The organism is Niallia sp. FSL R7-0271 (genome assembly GCF_038005785.1).
Lineage (GTDB): Bacteria > Bacillota > Bacilli > Bacillales > Cytobacillaceae > Niallia.
Genome location: NZ_JBBOTZ010000001.1, coordinates 2,767,311 through 2,788,050 on the forward strand (window position 1 = coordinate 2,767,311; position 20,740 = coordinate 2,788,050).

Here is a 20,740-nt window from a genome sequence, read left to right on the forward strand (position 1 = left end):
GAATTTGCAGCTGCTGCTTTTTAGCGGATGAACATAGCATCTCCAAAGCTGAAGAAGCGGTACTGTTCTTTAACAGCAGTCTCATATGCATGAAGAATATGTTCCCTGCCGGCAAGTGCGCTTACTAGCATGATAAGCGTCGATTTTGGCAAATGGAAATTAGTGATCATGCCGTCAATCCCTTTGAACTCATATCCTGGGTATATAAAAATGCTTGTCCAGCCGCTGCTTTCCACAAATTGACCGTCATTTGCTGTGGCAATTGTCTCTAATGTGCGTGTGGAAGTTGTGCCGACAGACAAAATACGCCCGCCACTTTCCCGCACCTTATTTAGCAGCTTAGCGGTGCCTGCAGTAATCTGATAGAACTCTGCATGCATTTCATGTTTATCAATATCTTCCACATTCACTGGACGGAATGTGCCAAGACCAACATGCAATGTGATAAATGCAATATGAACTCCTTTTTGCTTAAGCTCCTCTAGCAGCTCCTCTGTGAAATGAAGGCCGGCAGTTGGTGCAGCAGCCGATCCTCTTTCCTTAGCATATACCGTTTGATATCTGTCTTGATCGTCCAGCGTTTCTTTTATGTATGGAGGCAGCGGCATTTCGCCAAGCTCATCGAGAATTTCGTAAAAGATTCCATCATAGACAAACTCAAGAATTCTGCCACCATGTTCAAGCTCTTCTTTACAAACAGCCCTCAGCTTACCGTCGCCAAAGGAGATAACTGTCCCCTTCTTAACACGCTTTGCAGGCTTCACTAATGTTTCCCATTGCTCTCCTTCTTGCTGTTTAAGAAGAAGGACTTCAATATGCGCACCTGTATCTTCCTTTTCTCCGTGCAGTCTTGCAGGCAAGACTCTCGTGTCATTAAGAACAAGGCAATCTCCTGGGTTTATGTATTCAATAATATCCTTGAATGTACGGTGTTCTAAGCTTCCTGTTTCCTTATCTACCACCATTAGCCTGCTGCTAGTCCTATCCTTTAAAGGAACTTGTGCAATCAATTCTTCTGGCAGATGAAAATCAAATAAATCTACTTTCACTATACTTCACCTTTTCTCTTTTAAAAACTATTGTATTCAAACTGGAATCATGGCTATAATGAACGTGCCATGATTCGTTATACTTCTTTGGTAATATTTAAATGCTCATAGGCTAAATCGGTAACGACACGGCCTCGAGGTGTCCGCTGCAGAAAACCAATCTGCAGTAAATACGGTTCATACACATCCTCAATCGTGTGCGCCTCTTCCCCGATCGTCGCTGCAATTGTCTCTAAACCGACAGGACCGCCTCTAAATTTATGAATCATACCTATTAATAATTTATGGTCAATATGGTCTAAACCTAAACGGTCGACTTGCAAAAGTTCTAAAGAATCATGGGCAAGTTTTTCCGTAATACTTCCATCACCTTTTACTTGAGCAAAGTCTCTGACCCTTCTCAGCAATCGGTTTGCAATCCGCGGTGTTCCTCTCGACCTTCGCGCGATTTCCCATGCAGCCCCGTCATGTATATCTACTTGGAGCACTTGTGCCGTACGAACGACAATACTTTTCAGCTGTTCCTCTTGATAATACTCAAGCCTGCTCAAGACGCCGAAACGGTCTCGCAGCGGCGCAGATACGGAGCCAGCTCTTGTCGTTGCACCAACTAGCGTAAACGGCGGCAGATCAAGGCGCACAGATCTTGCACTAGGCCCTTTTCCAATCACAATATCGAGGCAGTAATCTTCCATGGCTGGATAAAGTACCTCTTCGATAGCTCGGGGAAGCCGATGTATTTCATCTATAAAAAGAACATCTCCAGGCTCAAGGGCGGTGAGGATGGCGGCCAAATCACCCGGCCTTTCAATTGCCGGTCCGGCAGTCGTCCTGATATTAACGCCCATTTCATTAGCGATAATTGTTGCCAATGTTGTTTTTCCTAAGCCTGGCGGTCCATATAAAAGGACATGGTCAAGGGCTTCTTCCCTAAATTTAGCAGCTTTAATAAACACTTCCAAATTATCTTTGACTTTATCCTGACCGATATACTCTTTTAATTGAAGGGGACGCAAACTTTGTTCAAAGGAAACTTCTAATGAATCGGCTTCTCCAGATACGATGCGATCATCCAACATATTCCACTCCTCTCCTTAAAAGATATCTCCGATTACTTAAGCAGCAGCTTTAACGCCAGTTTGATATATTCGTCTGTTGTAAGCTGTTCTTTTTTCAATTGTGGTATAACTCTTTTAACCTCTCTGTCCGTGTATCCGAGCGCAGACAATGCAAGCAGTGCTTCATCAAGAAGAGACGCGCCAGCTTTTTTCTGTTCCACTTCTTCCACATTGAACAAGTCTGGAAAGAAATCCGGCATGATATCTGACAGCTTCCCTTTTAAGTCAAGAATCATTTGTCTTGCTGTCTTTTTGCCGACACCAGGAAACTTCACAAGAAATGCCTCATCCTCATTTTCAATAGCAGAAATTACTTGATCCGGCTGTCCTGAAGCCAGAATAGCAAGAGCGCCCTTTGGTCCGATACCAGAAACATTAAGCAGCTTTATAAATAATGTCTTTTCATCCTTTGACCGGAAACCATATAAGCTTATAATATCTTCTCTTACATAATGATACGTATAAACAGTGATTTTCTGGTTTGATAAGGAAGAAAAAGAGAATGGGTTCGGAGTCTTAATTTGATAACCGATTTCATTATTTTCAACCACTATGTATTCAGGTCCAATATACTCTATTTTCCCTTTAATATATTCGTACAAATCCTTTTCGCTCCCTTATTAAAGCTATAAAGACTATTTTAGCATACAATAAAGAAAAACTACCATATAAGATATTTTCGTAAAATTCCAAAAAAAAAGAGCTTTTATAAAACACAAAAAAACCACTTTTAAAAATAATGGTTTTAAAGGCTCCTAATAAGACTTTTTAGGCAATCGAAAGTTTCCCCATTCTTTCGATTAGCCTGTTTGACTATCCATTGTTAATTTGCTTGATTGTTTGTATCAAGATTTTTAAATGTCTCAAGCACTTCCACATAGCGGTTTTTATTCTTAATCGGAATCCCATTTTGCAGATTTTTTTGCTGCTTTGATTCCAGCTTCTCCAAATCTATTTGGAAGAAGGATTGAATAATATTCGACTTATTCGGCTTACCATTATAAACGCCTAAAACGCCTTCTGCTGATACTCCGAAATAGCCATTCGCTTTAAGCAATGGAGAAATATCGTCCATTTCCTGTCTAAAGACAAATTGGTGACTATCCATATTCACCAGCTGCCAATTCTCATATTTAGACCAGAAATCTTCCATCGACCATATTGTTTCCTCTACACACTCTTCACTAACTTCCCCGTCCAAATATACTCTCTGCAACATAACAGAAAACTTCTTCGGAGACTGTGCATGAGCTCCATTTCCCCACCCGGGAGATGCAGATAATAGAATGATAAGAAGAATAGAGAACAATAAAAGGAATCTGGTTTTCATTATGAACCACCTCTTTAACTTACTAGAACAAACTTAAATTCCCTATTAGTCTCACCATATTATCTAAAAACATGCGAATAAATTTTTTACAAAATAACAAACTTTAAAAATGCTTTCTTACCTCGGTTTTCTCTAAGGTTTTTTGCAGCCCTTCCCACAGCGGGATTTTTGCTTCCCAGCCTAATAGTTCTTTTGCTTTATGAGTCGATACAGGGCAAGTGGAAACTAATGTCTCCTCTTCTCTATCATAAACCGGCTCTAACTTTCCAACCGTCTCACTTACACAAACCGCCGCTTCTTCCAAACTGTGCATAGAGTCTGCTGCAATATTTATGACCTGATTATCTCCATTAGTTAAAGCAGCTAAAATAGCATCGACAGCATCATCGATATAAAGAAAGTTTCGCAGTTCTTGTCCTGTTCCATTGATAAGGGGTGCATGTCCATCTATTGCTCTCTCGATATTTTCTGCTATATATCCGCCATTATCTATTCCATATATATCAGCGAACCTTAAAATAGAAAAGTCCAAGCCGTAAAGCTTGTGATAATGCATGACATATTTCTCTTCCACTTTTTTCGAAAGGCCTTCAAAAAGAATAGGGTCTAAAAATGAATCTTCCACAGCCACATCTGATTGATTGCCATAAACAGAGATCGTACTAGGAAAAATCACCTTTTTCACTTTAGCTTCCGCACAAGCTTCGAGTACATGCATCGTAGTGTGAATATTCTCTTCCGACTGGTCGAAGGAGTCTTTTATTTTATTTGATGTGATAGGTTCACTTTTGAAATGTAGTGCAACTTCTACCTTTTCCTTTTGTAAAATAGGTGTTAAAAGCTCCTTATCAAGCGCTGTATGATAATAAGTAATATTACTGTGGAACGGAGATGTGAACTTCCATTCACAGTTATCGGCAATTACTACCTCTATCCCCTTTTTTATAAGCTTCATGATCACTTCAAATGCCATGCTATTGCTGGCTCCCCCAGTCACAAGTACCTTCACGATTTGTCCCTCCACCTTACGTTCCTTAATTGTTCTCTATAACGAATGTTTCTTTCATTATAAAGCAAACATTTCATTATGGAAAGGAAAATCTTTGTATTTTTTCATTATATCGAACAATTATAAGATTTAATTGCCTCTTTTGCCTGTAAAATGTTATTAATTAAGAACATTTATTAATAAATCTCACTTTCACAAAAAAAGCTGACTTTAAAAGAAACTTCTTTTAAAATCAGCTTTTTATTTATAAATTGCTTGTTGGATCTGCTTTTTTAATAATATTACGTTTATTCCTGTCTATCGTTTTTTCAGGAAGACGTTTGCGAATTCCTTTATTAATACTATCTATATTAAGAAAAATCCCTTTATCTGTTACAATGGATGTTTCTTTTCCCTTTATATAACTGCCTATATTTTTTCTGACATCTGCTTTAGTAGTAGTGATTGTTTTTCTGTTATTTACTTCTAATGCCACTAACACATTATCATTATAAACAACAGTTCGAACATCTTTTACATTTTTTACTTTTAAGGCAGCATTGTTAATCTTGTCTGCAAGTTCTGTATTGTAGCTTTCCTCGTTATTGCCAAGCGATGTTTGATCATTTATATTGCTCGCATTAGCACGGTTTTGCTGCCCTTCTAATCCAAAGGTGTGGTCCATTGCCTCTGTCAAAGGTCCGTCATTATCTTGATTGCCTAACACCCTTGCATTCCCTGTACTCTCCTGTTCATGTCTTTCGTTTGAGTAATAGCCTAGGGGTATATCATTTTCACTATTATTTAAATCCTGGTCCGTATTGGCGCACCCTGTCAACAGCATGAGAGACAGCGTAAATGGAGCTGCCGCTTTCATCCACTTCATCCTTCGCATACTCCCTTTCACAATTCATTTTGAGCAAATAAAGCTCAAAATTATTTTCTGCGAATCAGGAACCTTTCATGCTGTTAAGTATAGGCATTTTCGTTTAATCAAGATAGGGAAAGCTATTGAAAGCGGTCTGCTAACTTCATCATTTTTTGCACAAATTTTCTTCTTTTGGAAAATTGCTGCTCTGTAAGCTCTACTACATGGTTTCTGGCCAGCTCATTATGAAGCTTGTTTTGTCTAATAATCCTGTTCCATTCCCGCAGTACATCTGTAGGAAAAGCAAGCCCAATTAAAAAGGATCTTTCATTTAAAAATGGCTGAAGCAAGCTTATTTTTTGAAGCTGATGATGTGACCACCCAATTAGCGGCAAAATCCGATTGGCATATTGTAAATAATCCATGCTTTTAGGTCCAATACTAATAAGGTCAAAGTCAATTAAATACAGCTCTCCATTAAGGCCGCGGTGAAAGTTATGATGTGCAACATCTCCATGCAAAATCACTTTTTTTTGGTTTTTAATATTGTCTCTTTCTCTTTCCAAATGATATAGAGACCAATCTATCCAACCATTTAATTCTTGGAGAATGTCTCCTTTTAAAAATTGGGCGGCAACAGGCAAGTTTAGCTTAAACTGGTTACCTCTTTCTGACCACTTTTCAAAAATATCAAAGTCAGGCAAAATATATCGATAAGTATCGACTAGCCTTTCTGTGCAATTATAATAATGGCCCATTAACGATAAAGCCTCGTTTCTGCTGTCTTTATCCATATAGGAGAAAGGCTTAAGGCTTCCAGGTATGTATTCAATGCAGCCATATATTCGGTTATCAATAATAATAGGATCTTGTTCAAAAGAGAAGAAGCGATAGGTTGCATGAAATCCTTCATAGTGAAGCGAGTTTGTGAATGCCTCTTGGATTTTTAGTTTTTTATAGCTTGGGAACTCTTTAAGGATTAGCCAAGCATAATCTGTCACTACCAAATATACTTGTTTGCGGATGCGTTTCAAATCCTTTACTGGATAAGGCAGCTTATTTTGTAATAAAGCGAGGAGACGATAGACTGAATCATCGTCTCCTCTACTATTAATTTTCATAATCGCTGCTTTCGTCTAAATAACGAGGCATGCCAAATGGAGTTACCTCATTAATTCCATACGGATGAACTAATGGGGGCTGACCATTTCCTTGAAATGGAGGTGCAAAGATTGGCGCATTGCCGCCTGGTCCAAATATAGGAGATCCCATTACGTCACGAGCTCCTGCAGTTCCGCTAGGCATTCCTTGCATCCCAGGCATTCCAGTGCCCATCTCACCCATAGTGTTTTGCATTGGCACGTTTCCTAGCGCACCTTGGGGGTATGGTGGTTCTTGCATAAAGCCACCAGGCATTGTACCTCCAAATGGATAACCTGGACCTCCTGTCATTGGTAAGCCGCCCATTTCTGGGTTGAAGCCTTGCTGCATTCCTGGCATTCCTCCGAATTGGTCTCCACCCGGCATTCCCGAAAATGGCGGCTGGCCTCCCATCATTCCTGGGTTAAAGCCTTGCTGCCCTCCTGGCATTCCTCCGAATTGGTCTCCGCCCGGCATTCCCGAAAATGGCGGCTGGCCTCCCATCATTCCTGGGTTGAAGCCTTGCTGCCCTCCTGGCATTCCTCCGAATTGGTCTCCGCCCGGCATTCCCGAAAATGGCGGCTGGCCTCCCATCATTCCTGGGTTAAAGCCTTGCTGCCCTCCTGGCATTCCTCCGAATTGGTCTCCGCCCGGTATTCCTCCAAATGGCGGCTGGCCTCCCATCATTCCTGGGTTTAAGCCTTGCTGCCCTCCTGGCATTCCTCCGAATTGGTCTCCGCCCGGCATTCCCGAAAATGGCGGCTGGCCTCCCATCATTCCTGAGTTAAAACCTTGCTGCATTCCTGGCATTTCAGCGAATTGGTCTCCGCCCGGCATTCCTCCAAATGATGGCTGGCCACCCATCATTCCTGGATCGAAGCCTTGTTGCGTTCCTGGCATTCCTCCGAATGCCATTTCGCCACCCATTCCCATTCCTGGATTAAAGCCTTGCTGCATTCCTGCTGTACCAGGAGCGAATTGGTCACTGCCATAAACTTGACCTGGGTATGGCACAGCAGGCCCGCCACAGCCGCAATCCTCCTGATATGGAAGCTGAACCGGTGCTTGGTATGATGCTGGAGCAACATTTGCATAATCAGAAGACGATTCATGCATATCATAAGAAGAGTGCATGTGATTATGGTGCATTGGCTGAAGTCCATGTTGAAACGGCTGCTGGACTGGCATCTCTTTATGACCAGCTACTGGATTTGTGCCAATATTTGCATGTTGAAACGGTTGTGCTGCTGGTGTGAATGGCGACGCATAAGAAGATGAAGATTCTTCCCATTTATGTTTGATTCCCTGCATCGGCATCGCCCCTGGCATGCTAGCATGTTGGACAGGATAATAATCCATCGGAACTCCTTCTGGAATGCATACACCTGGCGGGAAGCCTGAACCTGGCATCATTGGCGATATTTCATAACAATATGGCTGATATGGAATAATCGGCGGACAGACCTCTGCCTTTGGTTCTTCCTTTACAGGTACAATATTTACAGGCTTTGGCGGGACAGGTTTTTCTTCAATATCCACTTCTACATCAATATTTGTCATATTCATGGAATAATAATTGTGAATATCAATTTCTGGAATAATTGGTGTAGGCATTTTTGGAGTATACGGCTTTTCCTTCGGTTTTTCTTTTTTCGGCATTTCTTTTTTAGGCTGTTCTTTTATGATTGGCTGTTCTTTTATGATTGGCTGCTCTTTCACTATCGGTTGTTCCTTTATGATTGGCTGTTCCTTTATGATTGGCTGCTCCTTCTTCATACCTGCTATTGGCGCTTCTTTTTTTATACTGCCGCCAGCAGTCGGAACTTTAACTTTCATACCGGGCATAATCATATCTGGATTACTTAGCTGGGAATTTAACATTTTTAACTCTTCAAAGTTAACGCCATACTTCTTGGCGATTTCCCAAAGAGTATCCCCCTTTTGTACGATATGGATCTTCACTATAGATTCCCTCCTATGCATATGTCCATATAGTCTATGTTGTCGCGGAAAAAGTGTTATTGTTCTTCAGAAAAATTTATGCGCTTTTCTCAGTAATTATGTGCTGTCTTTAGAAATGTTCTTTGACAGTATATTGCCGCATTATCAGTGTTTATAAGGAAAAATTGATATTGATGGCGGTCACAGCAAATAGTTTGGTAAAATAGGACAAGATACCTGAAAATATCATTTAAAATGCCTTAAAACGATATATAGCAAGCTTATATCCATTTAAGAAAGATTATGAAGGAGGAATTACATGGAAAAAATGCTTGGAGAGGAAAGAAGAAGCTTTATACTATCCTTGCTTAAAGAAAATAACCGTCCTTTTACAGGCAGCGAGCTGTCACGGCTGACAAGTGTCAGCAGACAGATTATTGTCGGAGATATTACCTTGCTGAAGGCAAAAAATGAACCGATTATCGCCACTAGTCAAGGATATTTGTATTTGCAGCAATCTAAACCAGAGCTGCATGAAAAAATCATTGCCTGCAACCACCCTCCCGAAAAAACAGAGGAGGAGTTAAATATCATAGTGGATTTTGGAGTAACAGTAAAAGATGTTAAAATCGAACATCCTGTTTACGGTGATTTAACTGCCTCCATCCTTGTGTCAAACCGGAAGGAAGTACAGCAATTTATGAAAAAGATTAAAAGCACAAATGCTGTCTATCTATCACAGCTGACGTCCGGCATTCATTTACACACATTAACAGCTCCTTCTAAAGAGGCGCTTATTGATGCCGAAACTGCATTGCGAAATGCCGGGTTCTTAATTGGACTAGAAGACTAATTTATTTAAAAAGGGAGCCCAACAATTTTGGGCTCCTTAACTTTTTGCTCCTGCATAAAACGGGTATGATCCGAGCAGCTTTACATCACAGCCAATCGCTTCTAGTTCGGACATTGCACCAGGGATGAGGACATCATCAAGCTCCCGATCAATGTCAATAATAAAGAAGTAATTGCCAAGACCAGTCTTAGTAGGTCTTGATTCAATCTTAACTAAGTTCAGCTTGCGCCATGCGAATGCAGACAAGACTTGATGCAGAGCACCAGACTCATCGGCAGGAAGGGAGACCATTAAGCTAGTTTTATAGCCAAGATGAATGCAGTCAACCGGTTGAAAGGCAGTATCCTTTTTGGAAATAATGATAAAGCGTGTATGGTTATTATCAAAATCATGGATATTCCGTTTGACTATTTCAAGTCCATATTCAGCTGCAGTCAATTCATTGCCGATTGATGCAGCAGCGAGGTTGGGATTTTCCTTTATGTATTGAGCTGCGGCTGCTGTTGATGTTGTATTTTCACATCTGATTCCATTCCATTCAGCATGCAAAAACCGGTGACATTGGGCAATCGCATGGGAGTGACTGAATACAACCTCTGCATCTTTCCAACGGTCTTTAAAGTTTGGATGCACCATTAAATGCTGTTTAATTGGAACAGTAATTTCTCCTTTAATCGGAATGTCCACCTCATGAATTAAATAATCCAGCGTGATATTAACAGAGCCTTCTAATGTGTTCTCAACAGGCACAAGAGCAGCCTCTACTTCGCCTTTCATTACAGCATCCATACAATTCGGGATTGTCATATACGGAAGCTTCTCTGCATTTGGAAACATTTTATTTACTGCTATATTCGTAAATGTTGCTTTCGGTCCTAGATACCCTACTTTCAATTTCCTTCTCCTCCAACTTAAAAGCACTATTTATGTATAATTCTGAATTCTCATTGTATAAATGCATCTTTTTTCAAAAAAGAAAAAGGGAGCAGATTATGCTCCTGAGCTTAAAACTTCCACTTTCTCGACAAACTCAAGCATTCGCAGTCTTTCGAGTAATGCATCAATGGATATTTCCATTTCAGCTGTATTTAAGGAAAGGGTCACATTTGCCCGTCCCTGCAGCGGTATTGTCTGATGGATTGTCAATACATTGCATCCTCCTGATGCAACAACATTCAACAGTTTAGAAAGCGTACCTGAACGATCCTCAATATAAAAGAATAACGTAATCAGACGTTCCTTCACGACTGTATGAAAGGGGAAAATTGTATCTCTGTACTTATAAAAGGCACTTCTGCTTAAATCGACTTTTTGAACTGCATCAAAAACAGATTCTGCCTTGCCCCGTTCCAGCAATTCCTTTGCTTCCAATGTTTTCTTCATCGCCTCTGAAAGAACATCCTCACGGACAAGAAAAAAACGCTGATCCAACTTATTCTGTTTCATTCGCTCAACCTCTCTTAAGCTAAAGGGAAACCTCCATGGGAAGATTCCCATGGAGTCAGCAAATTTAGTTTATTACATAATCTTAAAGGAAAAATTAATCAATGAACTCGAATTCATAATCCATTAATTTAACGATGTCTCCATCCTTAGCACCGCGCTGTCTTAGCTCTTCATCCACACCCATACCTCTCAACTGGCGAGCAAATCTGTTCACAGATTCATCTCTAGAGAAGTCAGTCATCTTGAACAGCTTTTCAATTCCTTCCCCAGTAAGGACAAAGCTTCCGTCAGAGTCTCTAGAAATAAAGAACTGACGCTCATCTGCTTCATGCTTATACAATACGCGGTGAACTCCAGCCTCTTCCTCGACTTCCTCAAGCGGAAATTCTGGTGTGTGCTCTAACTTATCAGCTACTGCAAACAGCAAATCACGTAAACCTGTTCTCGTTAAGGCAGATACTGGGAAGATTGGATAATCCTCTTCGAGTTTTTCCTTGAAGACCTTCAAGTTCTCTTCTGCATCCGGCATGTCCATTTTATTAGCTACAATAATTTGCGGTCTTTCTAAAAGACGCATATTGTATTCCTGGAGCTCCTTATTGATCGTAATATAATCTTCGAAAGGATCTCTGCCTTCAATTGCCGCCATGTCGACAACATGGACAATAACTCTTGTGCGCTCAATATGGCGCAAGAACTGGTGACCTAGGCCGACACCAGAGTGTGCACCTTCAATCAGTCCTGGCAAATCAGCCATAACAAAGCTTCTGCTATCTTCTGTTTCTACCATCCCTAAATTTGGGACGATTGTCGTGAAATGATAATCAGCGATTTTCGGCTTTGCTGCAGACACAACAGAAAGCAATGTTGATTTTCCGACACTTGGAAAGCCAACAAGCCCTACGTCTGCCAATACTTTAAGCTCTAATGTAACTTCACGCTCTTGTCCCGGCTCGCCGTTTTCAGAAAGCTCTGGAGCTGGATTTGACGGGCTTGCAAAGCGTGAGTTACCTCGTCCGCCGCGTCCGCCGCGGGCAATTACAGCCTGCTGGCCGTGCTTCGTCAAATCAGCAATTGTTTCTCCTGTTTCCGCATCAGCAACGACTGTGCCCGGTGGAACCTTAACAATCATATCCTTAGAGTTTTTGCCGTGCTGGTTTTTGCTCATTCCATGCTCTCCGCGGGGTGCCTTAAAGTGGCGCTTATAACGGAAATCCATCAATGTACGCAAGCCTTCTTCCACTTCAAAAATTACATCTGCGCCGTTACCGCCGTCTCCGCCAGCTGGTCCGCCTTTAGGAACATATTTCTCTCTGCGAAAGGCAACCATTCCATTTCCGCCGTCTCCGCCTTTCACGTATATCTTGACCTGATCAACAAACATTTTACAACTTCCTCCTAGTTAGGCAGTATGCCTATGAATCGAAATACAAGTAATGTAGGGAATTTTATGGATGCTGCTTTATTAGCAGCTCTATCGTTAATTCCTCATCTGAAATTTCACTGTTTTGCACGTAAAAACCATCTTGCAGCTCTTCCTGTAAAAAATGGATAAGCTGCTGTTTCTCTTCTATTATTCCGCTAAAATCAAAAAACAATCGGGTTTCCGCCAATTGGGGCTCAATTGACACAGAAAGGTGATTATCGTGATATTTTTTAATGCTGCCATCCAAAATGGAAAAAAATCGGCTTGTCCAGCCAGTCAATGCCAAGTCTTCTATGTATCGACACTTTTCATCATTCAGCACTTCGTATTCCAGACGGAATGAATAGTTTTCCCAATTGGAAGTCAGTATTTTTGTCGCAAAAGCAGGGATATCCAAATTGGACAATTTTGCTTCCTGCTGCGCTTCCAAAATAATATCATCAATAATCTCTTCCACGCGGTCTTTTTTGTTTAATGCCATATTTCCTTTAATCAATTGGATTTTATTCAGCCAATCATGGCGTACATGTCTCAAAAATTCGATTCTTTCCCAGTCTTTGTTCATTATCGTACTCCTACACGGTTATTTAGTGTCAGAAGACTTTCTCGTATGTAAGTATAACAAAAAATGAAACGACACGTAAAAATATAGCAAAAAAATGCAAATCTTTTCTTTCAGCACTTAGACAGAGAGCATAAATGCTGTCTGTCTAAGTGCTGAAATAGAATGAAAAAATAAAAGACTGACTCCAAAAGAGCCAGCCTTTTCATAAGAAACTTATGCTTCTTGTGCTACTGGGTATACGCTAACTTGTTTGCGATCACGACCAAGACGCTCAAATTTAACGATTCCGTCAACTTTTGCGAATAGTGTATCATCGCCACCACGACCAACGTTTACTCCTGGATAGATTTTTGTACCGCGTTGACGGTAAAGAATGCTTCCACCAGTTACTAATTGACCGTCTGCACGTTTAGCACCTAAACGTTTAGAAATGGAGTCACGACCGTTCTTTGTAGAACCTACCCCTTTTTTCGATGCAAAAAACTGAAGATCTAATCTTAACATTCGTTCCACCTCCTATTTAATTATATTTGATAGCAACATGCTTGCCATAATCACGTTCAATCGTTTCTAAGGAAACAACCATACCCTCTAAAAGAAGCTGAATTCTTTCTCGGGTATCTTCCGCTATATGTGCAGGTATGCTGCAGCTCAAAAATCCGCCATCTTTGCCTTGCTCAATATCAGGTGTAATGCCTGTAATGGAGATTACAGCATTAATCGCTCCAATGGAGACAGCTGAGACTCCAGCGCAGACAATATCATTCCCGTGATTAGCAAACAAGGCATGACCGCTTATCGTAAATGATTCAATCAAGCCTGAATCTGTTTTGTTAATCGTAATATCGATCATACAAACACCTTACGCGTTGATTTTTTCGATAACAACTTTAGTGTACGGTTGACGATGACCTTGCTTTTTATGATAGTTTTTCTTCGCTTTGTATTTGAAAACGATGATTTTCTTTTGACGGCCTTGTTTTTCAACTTTAGCTGTAACAGTAGCTCCTTCAACAACTGGGCTTCCTACTTTTACATTTTCTCCGCCAACGAAAAGAACACGGTCGAAAGTAACTGTCTCACCAGCTTCACTGTTTAATTTCTCAATGTAGATAGCTTGACCTTCTTCAACTTTGATTTGCTTTCCGCCTGTTTCAATAATTGCGTACATTAAACTGCACCTCCTTGTTAGACTAAGACTCGCCAATCACAGGCGCTTTGTATGAACAAAGTCTTATGTATACCTGTTCCGAGCGGTTGTAGCGTAGCGGGTGCTACAAACAACATTAAAATACTATCATGATTTTTGGATACTGTCAATCAATCGTTTTTGTTTCTAGCTCTCTATTTTTTGGGACCGATATACTTAATATGATAATGAGGAAGAGCGAAGGCTTCTTCGACCAAGTGTATATGAAGGCCGATTGCTTCTTCCAAACGCTTTAAATGGACATTGTTCTCTCCTGCAAACACGTTGATAACCTCGGCTCCTGCTTGAATCTCAACCATTTCATGGTCACTTCTTTGATATTCCCATAATTCACGCTCAAGCTTAAATGCCACACTTTCTGCACTCATGACAGAGCCTGTACCATCACAGACTGGACATTTAGTCTTAACTGCTTCCGCTAATGGAATGATTGTTTTTTTGCGGGTGATTTGTAGTATGCCAAGCTCTGTAAAGCCGACCACACGCGTTTGTCTGCTATCCTTCTGCAGCTCATTTTTGATGATTTCTTCAATTTTCTTTTGGTTTTCCTTTGGCATATCAATAAAATCTATTAAGATAATCCCTGAAAGATCCCTGATTTTCAGCTGTCTCGCCGCTTCTATTGCAGCAAAACGGTTTGCCTCAAAAGCCGTCTGCTCTAAATCATGCTTACCTTCAAATTTACCTGTATTGACATCTATAACTGTCGCTGCCTCTGTTTCATCAATAATAAGATAAGCACCTTTATCAAGCCATACAATTCTCTTCAGGGCATCTTGAATATCTTTGTCCACGTGAAAGGCAGAAAATAAACTTTCTTTATCAGCATGATAGTGGAACTTTAAGTGGGGAAATGCAGTGCTCCATGCTTTTGCTTCTTCTGGAACATCTACAAACACCTCTCCAGATTCCATCTGCTCAAAAACCCGAAACAGCTCTTTTGTAAAATCATCCTTTTCTAACAGCAATGCCGGCCTTTTTGTGCTGGCAGCTTTCTGCATTAAGCGGAGATGCTCCTGTCGTAGACTATCAACTTCTGCTGCAAGCTGGTCTTCTAGCATATCAGCAGCACTTGTTCGGAAAATGAGACCTTCTGGTGCTGATGTCAGTTTTTTGCCAATTGCCCGCATTTGCTTTTGCTTTTTGGGGTCAGCGATTTTTTTTGAAACAGCTATGTAACGTCCTTGCGGCATATAAACAAGATTTTCCTTCTGCAGTTCAATGATGCCTGTCAGCTTCGGCCCCTTCGTACCAGTCGCATCTTTGACAACTTGAACGAGCAGCTTTTCACCCTGTTTCACATATGCGGAGATGCTCCTGCCTTTTTTATCTTCTAATGCCCTATCGTCCGCAGAATAGGAGCTGAGCTTATCCTTTTGCAAATAGCAATTTTTTTCTTCTCCAATATCGACAAATGCAGCATTCATGCCAGGTATAACCTTTGTTACGAAGCCCGCATAAATATTGCCAACAGCTGACTTTTGCTGGGGCTGCTGAATATACAATCTTTCTAGTCTAGAATCAAGGAGATAAGCAAATCGCTTTTCCCTCGTTTTCATATTCACTAACACCTTTTTCAATACATTCATCCTTTTTTCCCATGATTCTTCTATTGTACCTGAAATAGCTAGATGAAAGGAAGCAGCATAAAGAGATGTCTGGATTGTACCAGACATCTCTTTATTTACCGGTAGAGCAAATCCCCGATTTTTGCCGTAACTAGCTTTTCTGCAAAATAAGCATGAAGCACTTCATTCTCATCTAAGGAGTGACTCACCTTGCCTTTTTTCAGAATAATCGGATGCTTGCAGCCGCGATGGAACCGTTCTAGCACATGAAATACTAGCTCCTCTTCCTTCACCTCTATCGGCATTAGCTTTCTAAGTTCATTTGTCTTGCCATAATATCTCTCCAGCAGAAACCGCAAGAATATATAGCGTCTTTGCTTCCATTCATAAAAAATAGAAAACCACAGAAACAAAAGGATGATCCAGGCATTAAGATTGACGGGCATAAATAAAAGGACGCAAACTAAAAACAGCATAGTGCCTGTAAGAGATAAAAGCAGCGTCCATTTATGAGCAGCAGGAAATGACTTCTTTAAAGATAAGAACAAAAACAGGATTTTCCCTCCGTCCAAAGGCCAGATCGGCAGCAAATTAAAACAGAAAATCATCAAGTTAAATTCTAGAAAGCTGTCAAAAAGATATTCAGACATTAAGCCTTGTTCATGAAGCAAATAACCTAAACCTACCATCCATATATGCTGGATTGGACCTGCTGCTGTAACGATTGCTTCCTCCTTCAACGGTCTGTTTCCATGCTCATCCATTTCTGCCACACCGCCAAAGGGGAGCAGGGCAATCCGTTTAATTCTCCAAGAGAAGGATGCAGCCGCCATTGCGTGTCCTAGTTCATGAACTAAAATGATGAACAGCAGCAAACATAATTCATAAAAATGGGCAGTTATGACGCCTATGCCAATAACAGCCCATAAGAATGGATGTATATAAATGGATTGAAATACTCGGAGGTACTTATTCAAACTCAATCACCTGTATAGGATCGATAAAATCATTGTCTTTTTTAATCGCAAAGTAGAACAAGCCTAATGTCTCATTTGTTCCATACCCGGAAGCTAACCCAACCTTGCTCCCCTTTTTGACAGATTGATAAATATTCACATCAACTTCTTCTAAGTTTCCATACCATGACTCACTTTTGTCACTATGCTGTATAACCACGGTGTTTCCGAACCCCTCTTTCTCGCCGATAAAAGTAACTGTTCCTTCATTCAAAGCCTGAACGCTTGTGTCAATGCCTGTTTCAATTGCCACTCTCTGCCCTGTGTCAGCAAAGTCCTCTAGGATTTTCCCAGACGCCGACAAGGCATACTGCTGTAATTGTTCTTCTCCGGTTGAGTCATCCTCTGCAGTTGACGGTAAAAAAGCAAGCGGCTTTCCAAACTGATCCTCATACCAATTAGAAACAAACGCAAAATTAAACTCCTGATTCATTGCCTGCCTTATTGATGTTTCAGCTTTTTGAAAGGAAGGAGATTGATTCCTCACGACAATTGCCACTATTAAAAACAGGACAGCAGCACCGAGGATTTTTAATAAAAATAAGTCCTTCCGAAACAGCGGATGAAAATCATCCTCTTTTTTATCGTTTTCAAAATAGAAAGTATTGTGGTCGCCAGATTCCTCCTCATCATTCCAAAGAACCCTTCTCTCCACATTTTTCTGCATTCTCTCTCGTTCTTTCTTTCTCTTTTCGATTCTTCTTCGGATTTCATCTGCCCGTGAACTCACAAATCTCTCCTCCCTAACACTTGTCCTAATACTCCCATTCTATGAAAAGGCTGAACAGAGTATGACAGGACAATCATAATTTTCTATAGCTAAAATCATGAAGTTATCTGTTAATGTTGGCATTATCACAAGCAATTTTGTTATTATTAATGTAACTGTTTATGGAATTCAATGGCTAAGGCAAGCGATTCGTAAATGTCTTACGTCAATTTACATAATCGTTAATTAGAAGGAGGTCTTTCATGGACAATTGGATTACACATACAATGGAGGAATTTGGTTACATCGGGATACTATTACTAATAACTTTGGAAAATATCTTTCCTCCAATTCCGTCCGAAATTATTCTGACATTCGGTGGTTTCATGACAACCTATACAGATATGACAGTATTAGGAGTTGTTGCAGTCTCCACAATCGGTTCCGTGCTTGGTGCTGTTATTCTTTATTGGGTTGGAACACTATTAAACATGGAAAAGATAGAGAGTATAGTAGATAAATGGGGACATATTATAAGACTGACAAAAGAAGACGTACATAAAGCAAACGGCTGGTTTGAAAAATACGGGTATTGGACTGTCTTTTTCTGCCGTTTTATCCCGCTGATTAGAAGCTTGATTTCTTTGCCGGCAGGAATGGCAAAAATGAACTTCGCCATCTTCCTTGTGTTGACTTCCCTCGGTACACTGATATGGAACTTTGTGCTGATTCGAATCGGAGCTGCTGTAGGTGATTCATGGGAAACAATTGTCGGCTATATGGACATTTACTCGAACATCATTTATGCCATTATTGCGATTGCAATCATTGCTTTCCTATTCTTGTATATTCGCAAACGCCTTGTAAAATCATAAGAAAGCAACAGCCCCCTGAGTAATAATAGGGGGCAAGCTTCATCCATTTAATTACATACTTTAGAGGAGGAATAGCATGGAGGTTTTCGCCGAATATTTAGCAAATATTGATAACCCGCAGCATCGGGAGCGCACAGAAGAAGTATTAAATTGGGTAGGAGAAAAATATCCAAATTTAGTGCCCAAAGTAGCATGGAAGCAGCCGATGTTTACGGATCATGAAACATTTATAATCGGCTTCAGCATTGCAAAGCATCATATGGCGGTAGCTCCTGAAAAGGTTGTTATCGAGCGGTTTACAAACGACATTAAAGAGTCTGGCTATGATCACACAAACCAATTAATACGCATGAAGTGGGATAGTCCAGTTGATTACTCATTGCTTGAAAAACTAATTGAATTTAATATTGCTGATAAAGCGGACTGCACAACTTTTTGGCGGAAATAATGAAACAGCTTTGAGTAAAGCTGTTTTTATTTTGCTCTTATTCGGATTCATAAAACGATAGCTTGAAGGTCATAATAATAGAATGTTTTGGAGGTGGGTTAATGGATAATAAAGACTTTCAACAAATTTATAAAGAATATAAACACCAAGGAGAAGAACAAGCCCAATTAGAAGTTGTTGAAGAGATTAATGCGGGAGTAGAACAAATAGTAGCTGTTCGGAAGAATGACGATGATGATATTATCGCTTTTAAAACAAGCAGCGGAAGAGAATTAGATTACCTTACTGCTCTGGATGAAGCAAAAGCAGGAAAGTTAGCTCATGTCGACGTGTTTCATAAGTATGGCAGGGATATTATACGCAGTGAACCTGATGGTATTAAAGAAAATAATTTAGATCAGTTACCTTCCTTTTAACAGCTGATGATTGTAAGTTGCTATTGTCTAAATAAAAAAACTGCCGACAAACTAAGTTTGTCGGCAAGCTTATTATTTTGCGCCAAAGAACATTTTAATGCGGGCAAATACACCTTTTGATTCTTCTTCTAAGTGCTGAAGCGGTACAGTTTCCCCTAAAATTCTTCTTGCGATACTGCGGTATGCAAGGGATGATTTGCTGTTCGGATTAAGTGCGATTGGCTCGCCGCTGTTTGAAGCTTTAATGACTTCATCATCATCTGCTACTATTCCAAGCAAATCAATGGAAAGATGTGAAGTTACTTCATCGATGTCAAGCATGTCACCGCTTTTCATCATATGATTTCTAATACGGTTAATAACAAGCATCGGTCTTTCAATATGATCTTCTTTTTCTAAAAGGCCAATAACCCTGTCAGCGTCACGGACAGACGATACTTCCGGTGTTGTAACAACGATCGCTTTATCCGCACCTGCAACGGCATTTTTATAGCCTTGTTCAATCCCTGCCGGACAATCGATGATTATATAATCATAATCCTGCTTTAATTTAAGGACAAGCTCCTTCATTTGCTTTGGCTGAACTGCTGTTTTATCACTTGTTTGCGCAGCAGGAAGCAAATAAAGCAAATCATCAAATCTTTTATCTTTAACCAGCGCTTGATGAATTTTGCATCTTTCCTCCACAACATCCACCAAGTCATAAATAATTCTATTTTCCAATCCCATTACAACATCAAGATTGCGAAGACCTATATCTGTATCTATTAAACACACTCTTTTTCCTTGCAATGCAAGAGCAGTTCCTATATTAGCTGATGTGGTGGTTTTTCCGACTCCACCCTTTCCAGACGTTACAACGATAGCTTCACCCATTATTTTGTCCCCCTTCCAATTTTGTCAAATTCGGCCTTAGGTGTGTCAACACTTGTAATCTATCAATCATTATTTCACTGTTATCGACATAAGCGCATTCCATATCCCGCTTTTCACCAGCAGGATACTCATCAGGAGCACGGGTAATTAAGTTATGAATTCGCAGCTGTGTGGGCCTCATGACAGATGCTGCGACAATCGCTTTCTCATTACCATTGACACCTGCATGTGCCACACCCTTCAAGCTTCCCATAATATAAATATTGCCTCCTGCTACTACTTTCCCGCCAGGATTGACATCACCTATCAGCAGTAAATCACCTGGAACCTCCAAAACTTGCCCCGACCGGACAATGCTGGCAACGGATACAATGTCCGACTCTTCAACCATTTTTTCCGCTTCCGATTTTGTGATAATATTGCTGTTTATATCTTGGACAGAGAGATTTTTCTTCGATTGAATCGCCTCAATCAGCTCTTCTTTCTGATCCTCTGTTATGTATCTATTGCCAAGCTCTACATTAACCGTAATGTTCTGCTTTTCCCCGTGCATGTTTGAGCTTTCACGAAGCTTGCCATCAAGCTCCCTCATCATGTCTTCATAGGAACAGTTATCATGGAGATGAAGGCTTAAGCCATTTTTTGTCCCCTTAATGGTTACTAACTGCTTTCTTTTCATTTCAAGATGTTCACCTCTGCTAGAAAAAGGAATGATCCTTATTAAGTCTATCTAAAAAAATTAGTCTTGTTCCTGCTATATATTCGACAAAACATTATAAAAATCCTCTTTTATGGTGAGGAAGAATTGAAAAATAGGCATTAAATGATGGCAATACTAGAAAAATCCCTTCCCATAAAGCAAAAAAACGCTTTATGAAAAAGGGTTATTTCCGTACCA

General features: G+C 40.4%; 24 protein-coding genes and 1 other annotated feature. Of the genes, 4 read left to right on the forward strand and 20 right to left on the reverse strand.

Going from position 1 to position 20,740, the window contains the following annotated elements:
- Positions 1 to 20 precede the first annotated feature (20 nt).
- The 8 genes from queA to safA form a co-directional block, all read right to left on the reverse strand.
- Positions 21 to 1,049 carry a tRNA preQ1(34) S-adenosylmethionine ribosyltransferase-isomerase QueA gene (gene queA, locus MKX82_RS14225; RefSeq protein ID WP_341077948.1) on the reverse strand — a complete coding sequence of 343 codons (1,029 nt, stop codon included), beginning with the start codon at positions 1,047 to 1,049 and terminating at the stop codon, positions 21 to 23.
- A 77-nt stretch (positions 1,050 to 1,126) separates the two neighbouring features.
- Positions 1,127 to 2,125 (reverse strand): Holliday junction branch migration DNA helicase RuvB, encoded by a 999-nt coding sequence (ruvB, locus tag MKX82_RS14230; RefSeq protein WP_233314697.1) that lies wholly within the window; start codon positions 2,123 to 2,125, stop codon positions 1,127 to 1,129.
- A 35-nt stretch (positions 2,126 to 2,160) separates the two neighbouring features.
- Entirely contained in the window at positions 2,161 to 2,769 is a 609-nt protein-coding gene (gene ruvA, locus MKX82_RS14235; protein ID WP_341077952.1) for a Holliday junction branch migration protein RuvA, read from the reverse strand.
- Positions 2,770 to 2,990: 221 nt separating this feature from the next.
- Positions 2,991 to 3,497: an intercompartmental signaling factor BofC gene (locus MKX82_RS14240; RefSeq protein WP_233313023.1), complete on the reverse strand. Its 507-nt coding sequence runs from the start codon at positions 3,495 to 3,497 to the stop codon at positions 2,991 to 2,993.
- A gap of 103 nt (positions 3,498 to 3,600) precedes the next feature.
- Positions 3,601 to 4,506, reverse strand: a complete 906-nt coding sequence (locus tag MKX82_RS14245) for an NAD-dependent epimerase/dehydratase family protein (RefSeq protein ID WP_341077954.1) — start codon at positions 4,504 to 4,506, stop codon at positions 3,601 to 3,603.
- Positions 4,507 to 4,750: 244 nt separating this feature from the next.
- Positions 4,751 to 5,371, reverse strand: a complete 621-nt coding sequence (locus tag MKX82_RS14250) for a YhcN/YlaJ family sporulation lipoprotein (protein WP_237941749.1) — start codon at positions 5,369 to 5,371, stop codon at positions 4,751 to 4,753.
- Between the two features lie 122 nt (positions 5,372 to 5,493).
- Positions 5,494 to 6,474 (reverse strand): phosphotransferase, encoded by a 981-nt coding sequence (locus tag MKX82_RS14255; protein WP_341077956.1) that lies wholly within the window; start codon positions 6,472 to 6,474, stop codon positions 5,494 to 5,496.
- Positions 6,464 to 8,455: a SafA/ExsA family spore coat assembly protein gene (gene safA / locus MKX82_RS14260; protein WP_341077958.1), complete on the reverse strand. Its 1,992-nt coding sequence runs from the start codon at positions 8,453 to 8,455 to the stop codon at positions 6,464 to 6,466. The genes MKX82_RS14255 and safA overlap by 11 nt, the downstream gene beginning before the upstream one ends.
- A 298-nt stretch (positions 8,456 to 8,753) precedes the next feature.
- On the opposite strand from safA, the gene MKX82_RS14265 reads away from it, so the two are divergent.
- Complete coding sequence (locus MKX82_RS14265) at positions 8,754 to 9,287, forward strand: transcription repressor NadR (protein ID WP_233313018.1); 534 nt, start codon at positions 8,754 to 8,756, stop codon at positions 9,285 to 9,287.
- Between the two features lie 36 nt (positions 9,288 to 9,323).
- Here the strand turns inward: MKX82_RS14265 and pheA are convergent, their stop codons facing one another.
- The 10 genes from pheA to MKX82_RS14315 form a co-directional block, all read right to left on the reverse strand.
- A complete protein-coding gene (gene pheA, locus MKX82_RS14270) occupies positions 9,324 to 10,181 on the reverse strand; it encodes a prephenate dehydratase (RefSeq protein ID WP_233313017.1) in 858 nt (285 codons plus the stop codon).
- Positions 10,182 to 10,277: 96 nt separating this feature from the next.
- Positions 10,278 to 10,733 carry an ACT domain-containing protein gene (locus MKX82_RS14275; RefSeq protein WP_127737300.1) on the reverse strand — a complete coding sequence of 152 codons (456 nt, stop codon included), beginning with the start codon at positions 10,731 to 10,733 and terminating at the stop codon, positions 10,278 to 10,280.
- Positions 10,734 to 10,827: 94 nt separating this feature from the next.
- Positions 10,828 to 12,117 (reverse strand): GTPase ObgE, encoded by a 1,290-nt coding sequence (gene obgE / locus MKX82_RS14280; RefSeq protein ID WP_233313016.1) that lies wholly within the window; start codon positions 12,115 to 12,117, stop codon positions 10,828 to 10,830.
- A 64-nt stretch (positions 12,118 to 12,181) separates the two neighbouring features.
- Positions 12,182 to 12,724 carry a Spo0B C-terminal domain-containing protein gene (locus MKX82_RS14285; RefSeq protein ID WP_233313015.1) on the reverse strand — a complete coding sequence of 181 codons (543 nt, stop codon included), beginning with the start codon at positions 12,722 to 12,724 and terminating at the stop codon, positions 12,182 to 12,184.
- Between the two features lie 213 nt (positions 12,725 to 12,937).
- Positions 12,938 to 13,228 (reverse strand): 50S ribosomal protein L27, encoded by a 291-nt coding sequence (rpmA, locus tag MKX82_RS14290; RefSeq protein ID WP_016201696.1) that lies wholly within the window; start codon positions 13,226 to 13,228, stop codon positions 12,938 to 12,940.
- 16 nt (positions 13,229 to 13,244) lie between these two features.
- Entirely contained in the window at positions 13,245 to 13,577 is a 333-nt protein-coding gene (locus MKX82_RS14295; RefSeq protein ID WP_233313014.1) for a ribosomal-processing cysteine protease Prp, read from the reverse strand.
- 9 nt (positions 13,578 to 13,586) lie between these two features.
- A complete protein-coding gene (gene rplU, locus MKX82_RS14300; protein ID WP_127737291.1) occupies positions 13,587 to 13,895 on the reverse strand; it encodes a 50S ribosomal protein L21 in 309 nt (102 codons plus the stop codon).
- 15 nt (positions 13,896 to 13,910) lie between these two features.
- Positions 13,911 to 13,993, reverse strand: a sequence feature (ribosomal protein L21 leader region).
- A gap of 75 nt (positions 13,994 to 14,068) precedes the next feature.
- A complete protein-coding gene (locus MKX82_RS14305) occupies positions 14,069 to 15,610 on the reverse strand; it encodes an Rne/Rng family ribonuclease (protein WP_341077968.1) in 1,542 nt (513 codons plus the stop codon).
- A gap of 8 nt (positions 15,611 to 15,618) precedes the next feature.
- The gene (locus tag MKX82_RS14310) at positions 15,619 to 16,479 is read right to left on the reverse strand and encodes a M50 family metallopeptidase (RefSeq protein WP_237941753.1); all 861 of its coding nucleotides are present in this window, start codon (positions 16,477 to 16,479) and stop codon (positions 15,619 to 15,621) included.
- Positions 16,472 to 17,248: a M23 family metallopeptidase gene (locus MKX82_RS14315; RefSeq protein ID WP_341077971.1), complete on the reverse strand. Its 777-nt coding sequence runs from the start codon at positions 17,246 to 17,248 to the stop codon at positions 16,472 to 16,474. The genes MKX82_RS14310 and MKX82_RS14315 overlap by 8 nt, the downstream gene beginning before the upstream one ends.
- A 242-nt stretch (positions 17,249 to 17,490) precedes the next feature.
- On the opposite strand from MKX82_RS14315, the gene MKX82_RS14320 reads away from it, so the two are divergent.
- From MKX82_RS14320 to MKX82_RS14330, 3 genes are all read left to right on the forward strand, one after another.
- Positions 17,491 to 18,102 carry a DedA family protein gene (locus MKX82_RS14320; RefSeq protein ID WP_233313010.1) on the forward strand — a complete coding sequence of 204 codons (612 nt, stop codon included), beginning with the start codon at positions 17,491 to 17,493 and terminating at the stop codon, positions 18,100 to 18,102.
- Between the two features lie 76 nt (positions 18,103 to 18,178).
- The gene (locus MKX82_RS14325; RefSeq protein WP_233313009.1) at positions 18,179 to 18,550 is read left to right on the forward strand and encodes an iron chaperone; all 372 of its coding nucleotides are present in this window, start codon (positions 18,179 to 18,181) and stop codon (positions 18,548 to 18,550) included.
- 101 nt (positions 18,551 to 18,651) lie between these two features.
- On the forward strand, positions 18,652 to 18,966 hold the full coding sequence (locus tag MKX82_RS14330) for a DUF3892 domain-containing protein (RefSeq protein WP_233313008.1): 315 nt from the start codon (positions 18,652 to 18,654) through the stop codon (positions 18,964 to 18,966).
- Positions 18,967 to 19,038: 72 nt separating this feature from the next.
- Here the strand turns inward: MKX82_RS14330 and minD are convergent, their stop codons facing one another.
- Positions 19,039 to 19,842, reverse strand: coding sequence for a septum site-determining protein MinD (gene minD / locus MKX82_RS14335; protein ID WP_233313007.1), 804 nt, complete (start codon positions 19,840 to 19,842; stop codon positions 19,039 to 19,041).
- Positions 19,835 to 20,521, reverse strand: a complete 687-nt coding sequence (minC, locus tag MKX82_RS14340; RefSeq protein WP_233313006.1) for a septum site-determining protein MinC — start codon at positions 20,519 to 20,521, stop codon at positions 19,835 to 19,837. The genes minD and minC overlap by 8 nt, the downstream gene beginning before the upstream one ends.
- Positions 20,522 to 20,740: the final 219 nt, after the last annotated feature.